The organism is Spongiactinospora sp. TRM90649, from assembly GCF_029382225.1.
Taxonomy (GTDB): domain Bacteria; phylum Actinomycetota; class Actinomycetes; order Streptosporangiales; family Streptosporangiaceae; genus Spongiactinospora.
Genome location: NZ_JARLTC010000005.1, coordinates 414,395 through 429,405, shown reverse-complemented (window position 1 = coordinate 429,405; position 15,011 = coordinate 414,395). Strand labels below are relative to the sequence as shown.

Here is a 15,011-nt window from a genome sequence, read left to right as displayed (position 1 = left end):
GCGGTCCGCCGGCTCCCGGCGCTGCCGGGGCCCGGACGGCCCGCCGAACTCCGCGGGCAGCGGCCCCGCCGGGTCGTACGGCACGGCCCGGTGCGGCCCGGACGGCCCGCCGAACGTGTCGTCCCCGGCCGTCCGCGTCGGCGCGCCCAGCGCGCCCCCGGAGAACCCGGAAACCGGGTCGTAGGGCACGCGGACCGGCCCTGTGGGCGTCTCGATGATCCGCGAGGGCATCGGCCCCGACGGCGGGTCCAGTGGCGGCACCAGCGTGGCCCCCGCCGAGTCGTCCCTGACCGGCACCCCGGGACGGTCGTGCAGCGATCCGTGGCCGCGCAGCACCGTCTCCAGCACCTCGGCCACCTGCTCGGGCGACAGCCGCTCGGCCGGGTCCTTGCGCAGCAGCCCCTCGATCATCGGCAGCAGCGCCCCGGCCCTCCGGGGATGGCTCGGCTCCTCGGTGAGCACCGCGCCGAGCACCGCCACCGCGTCCGGCCCCTCGTAAGGCGGGCGCCCCTCCACCGCCGCGTACATCGTCGCCCCGAAGGACCACAGATCGGCTGCGGGCGTGATCGGCAGCCCGCGCAGCCGCTCCGGCGGGATGTAGGCGGGCGACCCCATCAGCAGCCCGGTCTGGGTCACCGACACGTCGCCCTCGATGGCCGCGATGCCGAAGTCGGTCAGCACCACCCGGTCGGCGGTGAGCAGCACGTTGCCGGGCTTGACGTCGCGGTGCAGGATGCCCGCGCGGTGCGCGTGGCGCAGCGCGTCGAGCACCCGGATGCCGATCTCGGCGGCCTGCGCCACGGGCAGCGGCCCGGTCTCGCGCACAGCCTGCTCCAGCGACCAGGCCCGGACCAGCTCCATCACGATCCAGGGACGCCCGTCGTCCTCGACCACGTCGTGCACGGTCACGATGCCGGGGTGGTTGAGCGCCGCCGCCGCGCGGGCCTCGCGGACCATGCGCCGGTGGGCCACCTGCTTGCCGCCGGCGTCCAGGCCGAACGGAAGGATCAGCTCCTTGACCGCCACGGCCCGGTCGAGGAGCACGTCGTGCGCCTGCCAGACGATGCCCATGCCGCCGCGGCCGACAGGTGACAGGAGGCGGTAGCGCCTGCCCACCAGCCGCCCGTGACCTTCGGCGAGCCCCCCTTGGTCACCGCCGCGCGGCGTGGAGGGGACATCGCCCAGCAACCGATCGGTCATACCCAGGCCCCTGTGTCCGGTACCGGCTGAGACGGCAGTTCTCAACGGCGATATGAGGTGTGATTCGTGAAGAATCCGTGTTTGGTAACGCTAAGGGATGGTAATCGCCGATGCCACATGGCGCGACGGCAAACCAGGAAAAGTTGCCCTGGCCTGGACGGATATGGATTTTTCCGACCAACCGGACAAGCCTCCCGGGCGCTCGTGAAAACGATCACTAATCCGGATCCCGCCCGTACCGATCACATATTCGGATCTTTTGCCTGTCCCGCTTCCCCCGCGGCCTCGGCGAGGGCGGCGAGCGCCGAGGTGAACGCCGACGCCGGCGGGCTGACCAGACCCGCCCCGACCTGTCCCACGCCCGCGACGCGTCCCGCGATGCCGGTGTTCACCACCGGCAGCAGGCCGGTCCGCGCCACCAGCGCGACGTCGATCCCGGCGGGCGTGCCACGGAAACCGAGGGCCGGGATCTGGTAGGCCGGGTGCTCGGCGAGCGTGATCTCGTACATGGACCGGGTGGCGGCCATGGCGTCCGGCACGTCACCGCCGACGAAGCGCACGATGGCGGGCGCGGCGGCCATGGCGAACCCGCCCAGGCCGGCGGTCTCGGTGATCGTCGAGTCGCCGATGTCGGGGTTGGCGTCGCGCGGGCCGTACGCGCCGAGGTAGAGGCCGTCGGGCAGCCCGGCCGGGCCGGTGAACCAGCGGTCGCCCAGCCCGGAGACCTGCACGCCGAAGTCGGTGCCGTTGCGGGCCATCGCCACGACCATGGTCGAGCCCGGGATGTTCCTGGCCGCGTCCGCGCTCACCTTGCAGGCGGCCATCCCGGCGTTGAGGTAGAAGTGGTCGTTGCCGTTGATGAACCGCAGCACGTCGGCGGCGTGCTCGGGCGCGGCGGTCACGATCGCCGGGGCCAGCTCGCGGACCATCAGCGAGGTCGCCGCCCGGTTGCGGTTGTGCAGCTCGTCGCCCATCTGCAGGGCCTGCGCGGTCAGCGCGCGCAGGTCGAGCGGCCCGGAAGCGGCCAGCGTCGCGGCCAGCACCGGCCCCAGCACCTCGCCCATCCAGCGCAGCCGGGTCAGCACCTCCGGGCCGTACGCGCCGTAGCGCAGCACCTTGCCCAGCCCCTCGTTGAGCGAGCAGTAGGCGGTGCCGCCGTGCTCGGCGTCGCGTACCTCCAGCATCCACATGGACGGGCTGACCACCCCGGCCATCGGCCCGACGGCCGCGTGGTGGTGGCACGGCTCCAGCGTGACCGCCCCCGAGGCGAGCGCCCGCTCGGCCTCGTGCGGCTCGGTGGCCAGGCCCTCCAGCAGCATCGCCCCGACCAGCGCGCCGCGCATCGGCCCAGACGCCCGCTCCCATTCGATCGGCGGCCCGGCGTGCAGGAAGACGCCCCTGGGCAGCCCCAGGGCCTCACCGGCCCGGCGGACCCCGGCGAGCACCGGCCGCGCCGAGACCATCCGCCCCGCCGCGACCCCGTTGGCCGCCGCCCTGCGCGGATCGGCCAGCACCCTGGCCAGCGCCCCGGGCTCCACCGGCAACGGCGGCCGCCAGTCCACCGCGACGTGCGCGACGGCCTGCGCGTCCAGCGCCTCGCCGAGCAGCCCCGCCCCCACCGTGATCACCGAAGGCTCCCCGGCGAGCATGCTCAACGTCACGAAAGCCCCTTTCCCGAGGCGTATCGCGCGGCCTGGGCGTTGGACGCGAAAACGGCCGCCCCTGCCTGGTGGAGGGTCATGGCCTGATGCTCCGGGCGCTGGGGATCGCCCTGCGCGCCCACCAGGGCGGCGACCACGCGCACGCCGCGCCGTACCGCCCCGGCCACCTCGGGGGCCAGGCGCGCGGCGGGGTCGGGGTCGGCGCCGTGGCCGAGGACCACGTCGAGCAGGGCGACATCACCGGACGGCACCGCCGCCAGCGCCGCGAGCCGGGCGGTGGGATCGATCATCGGATGCGGGCGGCCCCGCGTGTAGGCGTCGGCCCCGAAGTCGGTGAACGACCCGCCCTGCGCGATCAGCGCGGCCTCGGCGCACAGCGTGCCGCCCGAGTAGATCCCGTGCACCGCGCCCGCCGCGGCGACGGCGGGCGACTGCGCCGGCCAGGTGGGCCACGCGGGCACGGGACGCCCGAGCGCCCGCAGTGCCGCCTCCGCCGCAGAGGTCAGGTCGTCTCCGCCGGGGCCGAGCATGGCCACCACCGCCGGGGTGGCCAGACCTTGAACCGCCGCGCGGACGGTCAGCGCCACCTCCGGCGCGGGCGGCTTGGAGATCAGCACGATCAGCTCGGTCGCCGGGTCGGCGTCCAGGGCCGCGAGCGCCCGCAGCGCCGAACGCCCGCCGACCTCGGCCGACAGGTCGCGCCCGCCCACCCCTAGTACGTGGCTGACCCCGACGCCCGCGTGGTCGAGCAGGCAGGTCACCTGCTGCGCCCCGGTGCCCGAGGCGGCGACCACGCCGACCGGCCCAGGCCGCAGCACGTTGGCGAAGCCAAGGCCGACCCCGCCGACGCACGCCGTGCCGCAGTCGGGGCCCATGACCAGCACGCCGCGCTCCCGCGCCCGGTCCTTCAGCAGGATCTCCTGCTCGACGGGCACGTTGTCGCTGAACACCATCACCGACATCCCGGCCTCGACGGCGTCCAGCGCCTCGGCGAAGGCGTGCTCGCCGGGCACCGACACCAGCACGATGTCGGCGTCGTGGGCGCGGGCGGCGGCTCGGGTGGTGCGGTGCGGCGGCTCCCCGGCGCTCCTCGCCGTACGGCCCGCCTCGGCCAGCGCGGCGAGCCGCCGGTCGACCTCGTCGGCGGCGTCCCGGGCGGCGCCGCCGGCCGCCCTGATCGCGATCAGCAGGTCGGACGGGGCCGCCTCGGGCGGCTCGAAGCCCAGTTGGGCGGCCAGTTCCAGGTTCAGCTCGGTGGCCATGGCCACGATCGCCGCCTCGACGCCGGGCACCGCCCCGATGTCGCGGCTGACCCGCATCAGGGTTACCGAATCGTGATAGACGCCGGGCCGCACCACGACCAGGTCGCTCATGCCACGGCCGGCCCGCGGACCGCGTCGAGCCCGACGCGCAGGCCCCAGGCGAGGTCGGCCCCCGAGGTGTGGCCGAGCGACAGCAGCCGGGCCATGGCCGGTTCGAGGGCCTGGCGGCCGCACATGCCGCGCAGCACGGCGGTGACCTCGGCGCTCGCCTCGCCCTTGGCGGCGCAGTGCAGCAGGGTGGCGGAGATCGGCGTGGTGCGGGTGCGCGCGTCGAAGGTGACCGCCGCGGCCAGCCAGTCGGCCGTCCACACCGCGCGTTCCACGCCGCAGGCCCGTCCGAGCTGCCGCAGCGCCACCAGCAGGCCCGCCAGGAGGTCGTCGCCGCTCGGGGTGAGGCCGGGACCGAGGCCCACCAGGCGCTCGGCGGCGGTGATCATGCTGATCAGCGAGCCGGTCGCGCAGCCCTCGGCGAGCAGGTCGGCGGCGCCGTTGTGTTCGAGCCCGGGACGGCGGGCCGTCGCGGCGCACAGCGCGGTCATGGCCGCGGCGGCCTGGTCGAGCCGGGCGGGCTCGACGGGACCGAGCGGCGGCGCCGGGTTCCACCAGCGGCGCGGGCGCAGCGCGTAGGGCCCGAGGTCGATGCCACCCTCGCCGACCACGGCGTCGTCACCGGCGGCCACGCCGGGCAGCGGCACGGACAGCACCATGCTGTTGGGCAGGCGCACGCCCTCGCCGGTCACCAGGGCGATCACCCGGGGTTCGACGTCGGCGCGTATCTCCAGGTAGACGCCCACGGGGAAGGCCGCGAGCACACGGGCGGGGCTGCGCGGGGAGTCGAAGACGGGCCGGAGCGCGGTGCTGGCGGCGCCGGAGACCTGCGCGCGCGGGTGATCCGTACGGATCGCCCCCCTGCGTGCTCTCGGGCGCGTTCCAACGGTCACCGGACCTCCCCTGATCAGCCGGTCGGCCCACGTCAAGCGGGTACCAGGGTGCCTGCCCCCTTGGCGTGACCTTTGAACCCGACGGTAGAACGCGTCCTCGCGGCGTCCGTACGGAGAAAGCTGCCAACAGTGAGCCCAATGGTTGGCTCTTCCTGACAGAGGAGCCATCGGTCACAATTCCCTCATGGAACCCCCTGTGCGTCTGGCGAGCACCGGCACGATCATCCATGGTGTCTCGGTCGGAGAGGTGCTGGGCGTCTCCACGCTGACCGGCGCGAGGCTCATCGCGGGCGAGTCGGGGCTCGGCCGCATCGTGCAGCGGCTCAACGTCATGGAGGTCCCCGACATCCTGGCGTGGGTCAAGCCGCACGAGCTGCTCCTGACCACCGGATACCCGCTGCGCCACACCCCGCAGTCGCTCGACCGCCTGGTGGCCGACCTTGACGAACGGGGCTTGGCCGCGCTCGCCATCAAGCTGGGCCGCTACGTGGACGCGCTGCCGGACGAGATGGTCGAGCAGGCCGACCGCCTGGGGTTCCCGCTCATCCAGCTCCCCGACGACGTCGGCTTCGACGACATCCTCAACCAGGTGCTCACCGGCATCCTCAACCGCCAGGCCGCCGTGCTGGCCAGGGCCGAGGAGGCGCACCGCGCGCTGGTCCAGGTGGTGCTGGCCGGGGGAGGGCTGCGCGAGGTGAGCGCCGAGGTCAACCGGCTGCTCGACGTCGCCGTCGCCACCCTCGACGGCGCGGGGCACGTGCTGGCCGCCGCCGGGCCCGAGCAGCACGTGGCGGCGCTGCGCGCGTTCGCCGAGGAGGGGACGGCGGTCCCCGACCCCGGCCCGGCGGGGCGCGCGTTCGCGGCCGTCCCGGTGATCGCGGGCGGGCACCACCACGGCCGGATGGTCGCCCACAGCCCGGCGGGCACGATACGCGACAGCGACATCGGCATCCTGGAGAGCGCTGCCACCGTCGCCGCGCTGGTGGTGACCAGGCAGGAGGCGGTGAACGCGGTGGAGAGCAAGTACCGCGCCGACTTCCTGCGCGACGTGCTGACCGGCCGGGCCGGGACGGCCGAGCGGGTCGCCGCGCGCGCCCTCGCCTTCGGCTGGGACCTGTCCCGGCCGGTGACCGTGGTGGTGGCCGAGCTCGACCCCGAGTGCGACGAGCGGACCGCCCAGGACCGCATGGTCGCCTCCTGGACCGTCGCCATGCGCAGGCACGACCCGCGCGGCGCGGTGGCCGGCTTCTCCCACGAGGTGGTCGCGGTGATCGACGCCGCCGCCGACACCGCCCGCGTGGCCAAGGACGCCGCGGTGGCCTTCGCCGAGGCGCTGCCCGCCACCTTCTCCACCGGCACCAGCCGCACGGCCACCGGGCCGGGCGCCGTCCCCGAGGCGTACGGCCAGGCGCTCAAGGCCGCCAGGGTCGGCCGCCAGTTGCACGGCCCAGGCGCGGTCGCCCACTTCGACCAGCTCGGGGTGTACCGGCTGCTCTCGCTCGTCAACGACACCGACGAGCTGCACGCCTTCGTGCGCGAGACGCTCGGCCCGCTGGCCACCGACGCCGACGCCGAGAACGCCGACCTGCGCCGCACCCTGCAGGTCCTGCTGGAGACCAACCTGAACGTGGCCGAGACCGCCCGGCGGCTGCACTTCCACTACAACACCCTGCGCTACCGCATCGGCAAGCTGGAGCGCATGCTCGGCGCCTTCACCGAGGACGCCCACCTGCGGCTCAACCTCACCCTGGCGTTGCACGTGCTGCGGATGCGGGGCATCTGACACGGGAACCGGGGTCCCGGCGGCGGGCCGTCCGGGACCCTATCCTGAACCGGTGAGTGAGACGTTCGAACTGGAAACCGAGCACATCCCGCTGTGCGACCTGCTCAAGGTCTGCGCCGTCGCCGAGACCGGGGGTGTCGCGGGGCTGCTCATCGCCGACGGCGAGGTGCGGGTCGACGGCCAGGTGGAGCTGCGCAAGCGCGCCAAGATCCGCCCCGGGCAGGTGGTCACCGGAGAGGGCTTCGAGATCCACGTCGTGGCGGCGTCCTGAGGAGAGCGCTCACCGGTCTTCCGGGTGGATTTGGCAGATCATGCCCGTGAACGGATATCGGTGCGCGCCTAATGTGCCGCCCAACGCGAACTGAATCCGCCGCGAAGGCAAGCCTGCGGGGTGGCGACCGAGCGACGGCCCGAGCGAAGAGGGGCTCTCATGGTTGCGGGTTGGACCAAACACGGCGACGGGCGGCGGCTGGCTCCGGGAGAGGTGGTGCGGCCCGACGAGCGATTGTCGTGGCCGCGGATGGTCGGGTTCGGCGCCCAGCACGTCATCGCGATGTTCGGGGCGACCTTCGTCTTCCCCGTGGTCATGGGGCTCGACCCCAACGTCGCGGTGATGATGTCGGGCGTCGCCACGATCCTGTTCCTGCTCATCGTCCAGGGGAAGATCCCCAGCTACCTGGGCACCAGCGCGTCCTTCGTGGGCGGGGTGGTGGCGATCCGCGCCGCGACCGACAGCGACGCCATTGTGACCGGGGCGATCCTGGTGGCGGGTGTGGTCATGGCCCTGGTGGGCGTGGCGATCCACTACCTCGGGGTGCGGATCATCAACCGGATCTTCCCACCGGTGGTGACCGGCGCGGTGGTGATGCTCATCGGCTTCGGACTGGCCTTCGTGGTCGCCGACACCTACTGGCCGCAGGACCCCTGGATCGCGCTCATCACCATGGCGGCGACCTTCCTGATCATCGTGCTGTTCCGCGGCTTCATCGGCCGGATCGGCATCCTGCTCGGCCTGGTCACCGGCTACGTGCTCTCGTGGGCGGCCGACCGGGTGTTCGGCCAGATCACCGCGTTCGACGCGGGCGCCCAGCAGGTGACCACGCACCTGCGGGTGGACTTCTCCGGCGTGGCGAGCGCGCCGTGGATCGGGCTGCCGCAGTTCCACGCGCCGGACTTCAAGGTCGGCGCGATCGTGCTGGTGCTGCCCGCGGTGATCGCCCTGATCGCCGAGAACGTGGGGCACGTCAAGGCCGTCGGTGAGATGACCGGCGCCGACGTCGACCGGCACATGGGCCGGGCGATCATCGGTGACGGCGTCGGCACCGTCGTGGCCAGCGCCGTCGGCGGCTCGCCCACCACCACCTACGCGGAGAACATCGGCGTCATGGCCGCCACCCGCGTCTACTCCACCGCCGCCTACTACATCGCGGCGATCGTGGCGATCCTGTTCGGCCTGTGCCCGAAGTTCGGGGCGCTGGTGGCCGCGACTCCGGGTGGCGTGCTCGGCGGTGTGACCGTCATCCTGTACGGCATGATCGGATTGCTCGGCGCCAAGATCTGGATCGAGAACCGGGTGGACTTCGCCGATCCGGTGAACATGGTCCCCGTCGGGGCGGGGATCATCCTGGCGATCGGGCCGGTCCGGCACATGATCACCGATGAGTTCACGCTGGAGGGGATCGCCCTGGGCACCATCGTGGTCCTGGTGGGCTACCACGTGCTGCGCGCCATCGAGGCGCGGCGCCGTCCGGACGGCGGCGCCGGGGCCGCGGGCGGCGACGTCGGCATCGAACGAGGAGCCGCGCCGTGACGTGGGTAATGGTGGGAGCGTGAAGCCACCGCCATTCGCGTACCGCTCGCCCCGCGAGGTCGGCCAGGCGCTGGCCGACCTCGCGGAGGCGGACGGCGACGGCAAGGTCCTGGCGGGCGGTCAGAGCCTGATCCCGCTGCTGAACATGCGGCTGACGGCCCCCGGCCGGATCATCGACATCAACCGGATCACCGGGCTCGACACCGTCGAGCCGGAGGCGGGCGGCGTCCGCGTGGGGGCCCTGGCCCGCCATACGCGGGTGGAGCGGTCCCCGGTGGCGGCGGCCGTCCAGCCGCTCCTGCGGCAGGCGCTGCGGCTGGTCGCCCACCCCGTGATCCGCAACCGGGGCACGGTGGTGGGCAGCCTGGTCCACGCCGACCCGGCGGCCGAGCTGCCCGCCGTGCTGGCACTGCTCGGCGGGTCGGTACGGCTGGCCCGCGCCGGCGGGCCCGGCCGCGACGTACCGGCCGGCGAGTTCTTCATCGGCCCGCTGGAATCCGCCGCCGAGCCGGACGAACTGGCCCTGTCCGCGTTCTTCCCCGGCCTGCCGCCGCGCAGCGGCACCGCGTTCCACGAACTGGCCAGAAGGCACGGCGACTTCGCCCTCGCGGGCGTCGCGGCGGTCGTGACCATGCGCACCGACCTCGGCCTGGAGAGCGCCAGGGTGGCGTGCGTGGGCGTCGGCCCCGGTCCCGTCGTGGTCGATGTCACGGCGGAGGCGGGCGGCGGCGAGTGGGACGCGGCGGCGCGGGCCGTACGCGAACGGATCGAACCCGAGGACGACATCCACGCCACCGCCGGCTACCGGCGGCACGTGGCGGGCGTCCTCGCCGAGCGGGCGCTGACCGAGGCGTCGAGGAGGGCGGCCGATGCCTGAGCGGGACGAGCCCGGCGACCAGGACGAACTGCCCGTCACGCTGGTCGTGAACGGCGTGCCGCGGCAGGCGGACGTGCCGCCCCGCCGCCTGCTGTCCGACTTCCTGCGCCACGACCTCGGGCTCACCGGCACCCACGTGGGCTGCGAGCACGGCGTGTGCGGCTGCTGCACCGTCCTGCTGGACGGCGAGCCGATCCGCTCCTGCCTGACCCTCGCGGTGACCGTGGACGGCAGGGCCGTCACCACGGTCGAGGGGCTCGCCCCCGCCCCCGGCGAGATGTCCCCGGTGCAGCGGGCCTTCGCCGAGTGCCACGCCCTGCAGTGCGGCTTCTGCACGCCGGGCTTCCTGTGCACGGTGACCGCGCTGCTGCGGGACAACCCCGCGCCCGGCGAGGACGAGGTGCTCGACGGCATCTCCGGCAACCTGTGCCGGTGCACCGGCTACCAGAACATCGTCAAGGCGGTGCGCCGCGCGGCCGACCTGATCGCGGAGGAGTCGTGACGCCGAGGCCGTTCGGAGACCCGATCCAGCGCCGCGAGGACTCCCGGCTGCTCACCGGGCAGGGCCGCTACCTGGACGACCTGGGCGCGGGCGCGCTCGCGGCGGCGTTCGTGCGCTCCCCGCACGCGCACGCGCGGATCCGCGACATCGACGTCTCCGGCGCGCTCGACGTCGATGGACTGATGGCCGTCTACACCTGGGAGGACCTCCCGCAGCGGCTGGCCGAGCCGCTGCCGCTGCTGATCCCGCACCCGGCCCTGACCCACGGCCGCACCGCCTACCCCCTGGCCCGCGACGTGGTGCGGCACGTGGGCGAGCCCGTCGTGATGGTGGTCGCGCGCGACCGCTACCTCGCCGAGGACGCCTGCGCGCTGATCCGCGTGGACTACGACGTGCGCGACCCGGTGGTGGACATCGAGGAGGCCGTGCGCGGCGGCCCCGACGTGCACGAGGACGTGCCCGGCAACGTGGGCGCACACCTGGTGCAGGAGGTGCCGACCCAGGCCGGGGCCCCGGCGCGGCAGGCGATCGAGACGGCCCCGCACACCCTGGCCTTCCGGCTGCGGATCGAGCGCAGCGCCTCGACGCCGCTGGAGGGGCGCGGCGTCTACGCGCGCTGGGACGCGGACGACCGCTCGCTGCGGGTGTACTCCAGCACCCAGACCTCGACCAGCGTGCGGATGGCGATCGCCGCCAAGCTCGACCTGCCGCTGCCCTCGGTGGAGGTGATCGCGCCCGACGTCGGCGGCGGCTTCGGGGTCAAGATCGTGCATCCGTGGCCGGAGGAGGTGCTGGTCCCGTGGGCCGCGATACGGCTCGGCCGGGAGGTCAAGTGGACCGAGGACCGCCGCGAGCACTTCATCTCCTCGGCGCACGAGCGCGGGCAGGTGCACTTCGTCCGGGTGGGCTTCGACGACGCGGGCCGGGTGCTCGGCCTCGACGTGACGATCCTGCACGACCACGGCGCCTACACCCCCTACGGCATCATCGTGCCGATCATCACCGCCACCCAGTTGCTCGGCCCCTACCGCATCGGGTCGTACCGGGTGGAGTTCTCGTCGATCTACACCAACACCGTGCAGGTCACGCCGTACCGGGGCGCGGGGCGCCCGCAGGGCGTGTTCTGCATGGAGCGCACCATGGACCGCATCGCCGCGCACCTGGGCCTGGACCGCACGGCGGTGCGCGAGGCCAACCTGATCCAGCCGGACGAGTTCCCCTACGACCAGCACATGACCTTCCAGGACGGCCGTCCGCTGATCTACGACAGCGGCGACTATCCCGAGTCGCTGCGGATGCTCAAGGAAATGATCGGCTGGGACGAGTTCCCCGCGTTCCGCGAGGAGGCGGAGGCCGAGGGGCGGCGCGTCGGCATCGGCATCGGCTGTTACGTGGAGGGCACCGGGGTCGGGCCGTACGAGGGCGGGCACGTGCAGGTCACCTCCGACGGGCGCGTGCACGTCTCGACCGGCCTGACCTCGCAGGGGCAGGGCCACGAGACGGTCTTCGCGCAGATCGCGGCGAGCGAGCTGGGCGTGCCGATAGAGCGGGTCTCGGTGGTGACCGGCGATACCCGCAGGTTCGGCTACGCGGTGGGCACCTTCGCCTCGCGGGCGGCGGTGATGAGCGGCAACGCGATCGCGCTGGCCTGCCGCAAGGTGCGCGACAAGGCGCTGCGGATCGCGGCCGACGCGCTGGAGGCCGACCCCGCCGACCTGCTGATCGAGGAGGGCGTGGTCCGCGTCGCGGGCGCGCCGGGCGCGTCGATCCCGCTGGCGACGGTCGCCACGCTGGCCAACCCGCTGCGCTACGCGTTCGACGAGGAGGCGGCCAGGGCGACCCAGTTCGCCGGGGCGTCCGCGCCCGACCGGCCGCCGGTCGCCGAGGGAGAGGAGCCCGGCCTGGAGGGCCGTGACTACTACTCGCCGATCCGCTCGACGTTCGCCTCCGGGATGCACGCGGCGATCGTGGAGACCGATCCGGACACGGCGGAGATCAGGATCCTGCGCTACGCGGTGGTGCACGACTGCGGGCGGCTGATCAACCCGGCGATCGTGGAGGGGCAGATCCACGGGGGAGTGGCCCAGGGAGTCGGCGGCGCGCTCTACGAGCGGATGGTCTACGACTCCCACGGCCAGTTGCTCAACGCCTCGTTCATGGACTTCCTGATGCCCTACGCGACCGAGGTGCCGCGTGTGGAGACCGCCCACCTGGAGACCCCCTCGCCGCTGAACCCGCTGGGCATCAAGGGCGCGGGGGAGGCGGGGGTGATCCCGGTGTCGGCGGTGCTGGCGGGCGCGATCGAGGACGCCGAGGGCATCGTCGTGGACCGGATGCCGATCTCCCCGTCCGAGCTGTTCCAGCTCAGGCGGGGAGCGATCTAGGCGACCTTGGCGTGCGAAGTGGTCATTACGCGCTTTCTGAACACCCAGTAGGTCCACCCCTGGTAGCCCAGCACGAACGGCAGCGCGATCACTCCGATCCAGGTCAGCATGCTCAGCGTGTAGGGGGCCGAGGCCGCCTCGGCCACGGTCAGGCCGGGCAGCGGCTCCGGCCACAGCGCGCCGAACAGCGCGGCGGAGCCGAGCGCGATGGCCGACGCGGTCGCGGCGAACGCCCACCCCTCGCGGCGTCGCCAGGCGAACGCCACCCCGGCGGCGATGGCCGCCATCGCGGCGAGCGCGACGCCCCAGATCACACCGGGACGGCCCGCCGGGACGGCGGACAGCGCGATCACGCCGGTGGGCAGGGCGACCAGGGAGGCGGCGAGAGCGGTGAGGCGGGCGCGTCGCCGTACCGGGCCCTCGGTCTTCAGCGCGATGAACACCGCGCCGTGCAGCACGCACAGGGCCAGCGAGAACACCCCGCCGACCAGGGCGGCCACGGCGCTGCCGAGCAGCAGGTCGGCGAAGATCGCGCCCCACAGGAACGCGGGCAGGCCGCTGCCGACCATGACGCCCGCGTCGCACCAGGCCCGCTCGGTGGCCGAGCCGACCTTGCCGCGCCACTCCAGGGCCGCGCCGCGCACGATGAGCCCGACCAGGACGAACAGCATCGGCAGGTAGAACTGGCTGAACATGCCCGCGTACCAGGCCGGGAAGGCGGCGAAGGTGGCGCCGACGGCGGTGATCAGCCACACCTCGTTGCCGTCCCAGACCGGGCCGATGGTGCTGAGGACCTGCCCGCGCTGGGCGTCGGAGCGGGACAGGAACGGCGCCAGCAGGCCGACGCCGAAGTCGAAGCCCTCCAGGACGAAGTACCCGGTCCACAGGAAGGCGATGAGGGCGAACCACAGGGTGGTGAGTTCCATGACGGGTCCCGATCAGTACATGAGGGTGGGCTGCGGGGCGGGCCGTTCGGCGCCGGCGTCGCGGGTGCGCGGGACGGCGGGCACCGGCTCCGGCCCCGCCTTGACGTACCGGACCAGCAGCACGCCCTCGGCGACGGCGAGCAGGCCGTACAGGGCGGTGAAGACGGCGAGCGACACGGCCACCTGGGTCAGGCTCACACCGGGGGACACGCTGGCCGCGGTCAGCAGCTCGCCGGTGACCGTCCACGGCTGGCGGCCGATCTCGCTGAGCAGCCACCCGGCGATCATCGCCAGCGTGGGCAGCGGCAGGGCCAGCAGGCAGAGCCGGGCGAACCACGTGGGCAGCGGCCTCTCACCGCCCCTGCGGCGCTTGCGGGTCAGCCAGAGCCCGAGCACGGACAGCCCCACGGTGGCCATCCCGAACACGATCATGACGCGGAAGGACCAGAAGACGACCGGCAGGTCGGGGCGGTAGTCGCCGGGGCCGAACTCCCTGGCGAAGCGCTCCTGGAGGTCGTCGGTGCCCTGGATCACGGCGTTGGGGTCGCCGGTGGACAGGAAGCTCAGCAGGTTGGGGATCTCGACCCCGGGCACGATGGAGAACGCCGCGCCCGCCTGGTCGTGCCGCAGCCCCTCGGCGGCGGCCAGCTTCATCGGCTGCTGCTCGTGCAGCAGCTTGGCCGACATGTCGCCGCTGGCCGCGACCACGATCCCGGCGACGGCGGTCATCGCCAGCGCGGCGCGCAGGCTGGTCCGCCACATCGGGGCGTCGCCCGATCCGGCGCGGCGTTCGCGCAGCAGGCGGTAGCCGCAGACGGCGATCACGAACCCGCCCGCCACGATGAAGGCGGCGCCCACGACGTGCGGCACCTGGGCGAGCGCGGCCGGGTTGGTCAGCACCGCCCACAGGTCGGTCATCCGCGCCTTGCCGTCCACGACGGTGTAGCCGACCGGGTTCTTCATCCAGGCGTTGGCGGCCAGGATGAAGTAGGCCGACAGGTTGGACCCGATGGCGGCGGCCCAGATGGTGGCCAGGTGGACCCGCTTGGGCAGGCGGTCCCAGCCGAAGATCCAGAGTCCGAGGAACGTGGACTCCAGGAAGAACGCGAGCAGCGCCTCCATGGCCAGCGGGGCGCCGAACACGTCACCGACGAAGACGGAGTACTCACTCCAGTTCATCCCGAACTGGAACTCCTGCACGATGCCGGTGACCACGCCCATGGTGAAGTTGATCAAGAACAGCTTGCCGAAGAACTTGGTCAGCCTGAGGTAGTGCTCCTTGCCGGTGCGGTGCCAGGCCGTCTGCAGCCCGGCGACGAAGATGCCCAGCCCGATGGTCAGCGGTACGAACAGAAAGTGGTACACGGTGGTGATCCCGAACTGCCACCGCGCCAGGTCCAGGGCGTCCAAACCTTCCCCCTCACAAGCGAGCTCTACAAGCCGTAGTAGTTCTACATTCAGTAGTACTACAGCTTGTAGAGCAATGGGCCGGGGGGTCGCCGCGGGCTCCTGCGATCTTCGTCACACCGTCCGCCCCCCGGGCGGCGGCCCCCCTCACTGCGTCGTGCGGGCCCTCCCCGTCCCGCACGATCCACATCCTGGGGC

At 73.3% G+C, this 15,011-nt stretch carries 12 protein-coding genes; 6 read left to right on the top strand and 6 right to left on the bottom strand.

Annotation, left to right across the window (positions count from 1 at the left end):
* The 4 genes from P3X83_RS07385 to P3X83_RS07370 form a co-directional block, all read right to left on the bottom strand.
* Window positions 1-1,200 (bottom strand): serine/threonine-protein kinase (locus tag P3X83_RS07385; protein ID WP_277304109.1); only part of this gene is annotated, 1,200 nt, incomplete at its 3' end.
* Window positions 1,201-1,442: 242 nt separating this feature from the next.
* On the bottom strand, window positions 1,443-2,861 hold the full coding sequence (locus P3X83_RS07380; RefSeq protein ID WP_277304108.1) for a DUF1116 domain-containing protein: 1,419 nt from the start codon (window positions 2,859-2,861) through the stop codon (window positions 1,443-1,445).
* Entirely contained in the window at window positions 2,858-4,234 is a 1,377-nt protein-coding gene (locus P3X83_RS07375) for an FdrA family protein (protein WP_277304107.1), read from the bottom strand. The genes P3X83_RS07380 and P3X83_RS07375 overlap by 4 nt, the downstream gene beginning before the upstream one ends.
* Window positions 4,231-5,124, bottom strand: coding sequence for a DUF2877 domain-containing protein (locus P3X83_RS07370; RefSeq protein ID WP_277304106.1), 894 nt, complete (start codon window positions 5,122-5,124; stop codon window positions 4,231-4,233). Before P3X83_RS07370 ends, P3X83_RS07375 begins: the two co-directional genes overlap by 4 nt.
* A 184-nt stretch (window positions 5,125-5,308) precedes the next feature.
* Here P3X83_RS07370 and P3X83_RS07365 point away from each other — a divergent pair, with 184 nt between their 5' ends.
* The 6 genes from P3X83_RS07365 to cutA all read left to right on the top strand — a co-directional run bounded on the left by P3X83_RS07365 (window position 5,309) and on the right by cutA (window position 12,480).
* Window positions 5,309-6,907, top strand: coding sequence for a PucR family transcriptional regulator (locus P3X83_RS07365; RefSeq protein ID WP_277304105.1), 1,599 nt, complete (start codon window positions 5,309-5,311; stop codon window positions 6,905-6,907).
* A gap of 52 nt (window positions 6,908-6,959) precedes the next feature.
* Entirely contained in the window at window positions 6,960-7,178 is a 219-nt protein-coding gene (locus tag P3X83_RS07360) for an RNA-binding S4 domain-containing protein (protein ID WP_277304104.1), read from the top strand.
* A gap of 159 nt (window positions 7,179-7,337) precedes the next feature.
* Entirely contained in the window at window positions 7,338-8,717 is a 1,380-nt protein-coding gene (locus tag P3X83_RS07355; RefSeq protein ID WP_277304103.1) for a solute carrier family 23 protein, read from the top strand.
* 19 nt (window positions 8,718-8,736) lie between these two features.
* Window positions 8,737-9,594, top strand: coding sequence for an FAD binding domain-containing protein (locus P3X83_RS07350; protein ID WP_277304102.1), 858 nt, complete (start codon window positions 8,737-8,739; stop codon window positions 9,592-9,594).
* Window positions 9,587-10,096 (top strand): (2Fe-2S)-binding protein, encoded by a 510-nt coding sequence (locus P3X83_RS07345; RefSeq protein ID WP_277304101.1) that lies wholly within the window; start codon window positions 9,587-9,589, stop codon window positions 10,094-10,096. The genes P3X83_RS07350 and P3X83_RS07345 overlap by 8 nt, the downstream gene beginning before the upstream one ends.
* Complete coding sequence (gene cutA / locus P3X83_RS07340) at window positions 10,093-12,480, top strand: aerobic carbon-monoxide dehydrogenase large subunit (protein WP_277304100.1); 2,388 nt, start codon at window positions 10,093-10,095, stop codon at window positions 12,478-12,480. The genes P3X83_RS07345 and cutA overlap by 4 nt, the downstream gene beginning before the upstream one ends.
* Here cutA and cydB read toward each other — a convergent pair.
* Complete coding sequence (gene cydB, locus P3X83_RS07335; RefSeq protein WP_277304099.1) at window positions 12,477-13,406, bottom strand: cytochrome d ubiquinol oxidase subunit II; 930 nt, start codon at window positions 13,404-13,406, stop codon at window positions 12,477-12,479. The two genes, cutA and cydB, sit on opposite strands and share 4 nt — an antisense overlap.
* A 12-nt stretch (window positions 13,407-13,418) precedes the next feature.
* Window positions 13,419-14,816: a cytochrome ubiquinol oxidase subunit I gene (locus P3X83_RS07330; protein ID WP_277304098.1), complete on the bottom strand. Its 1,398-nt coding sequence runs from the start codon at window positions 14,814-14,816 to the stop codon at window positions 13,419-13,421.
* Window positions 14,817-15,011 lie beyond the last annotated feature (195 nt).

Coding starts and splice junctions, on each gene's coding strand:
- P3X83_RS07375 (WP_277304107.1), bottom strand. CDS start 4,234: ATGAGCGACCTGGTCGTGGTGCGGCCCGGCGTCTATCACGATTCGGTA.
- P3X83_RS07365 (WP_277304105.1), top strand. CDS start 5,309: ATGGAACCCCCTGTGCGTCTGGCGAGCACCGGCACGATCATCCATGGT.
- P3X83_RS07355 (WP_277304103.1), top strand. CDS start 7,338: ATGGTTGCGGGTTGGACCAAACACGGCGACGGGCGGCGGCTGGCTCCG.
- P3X83_RS07345 (WP_277304101.1), top strand. CDS start 9,587: ATGCCTGAGCGGGACGAGCCCGGCGACCAGGACGAACTGCCCGTCACG.
- cydB (WP_277304099.1), bottom strand. CDS start 13,406: ATGGAACTCACCACCCTGTGGTTCGCCCTCATCGCCTTCCTGTGGACC.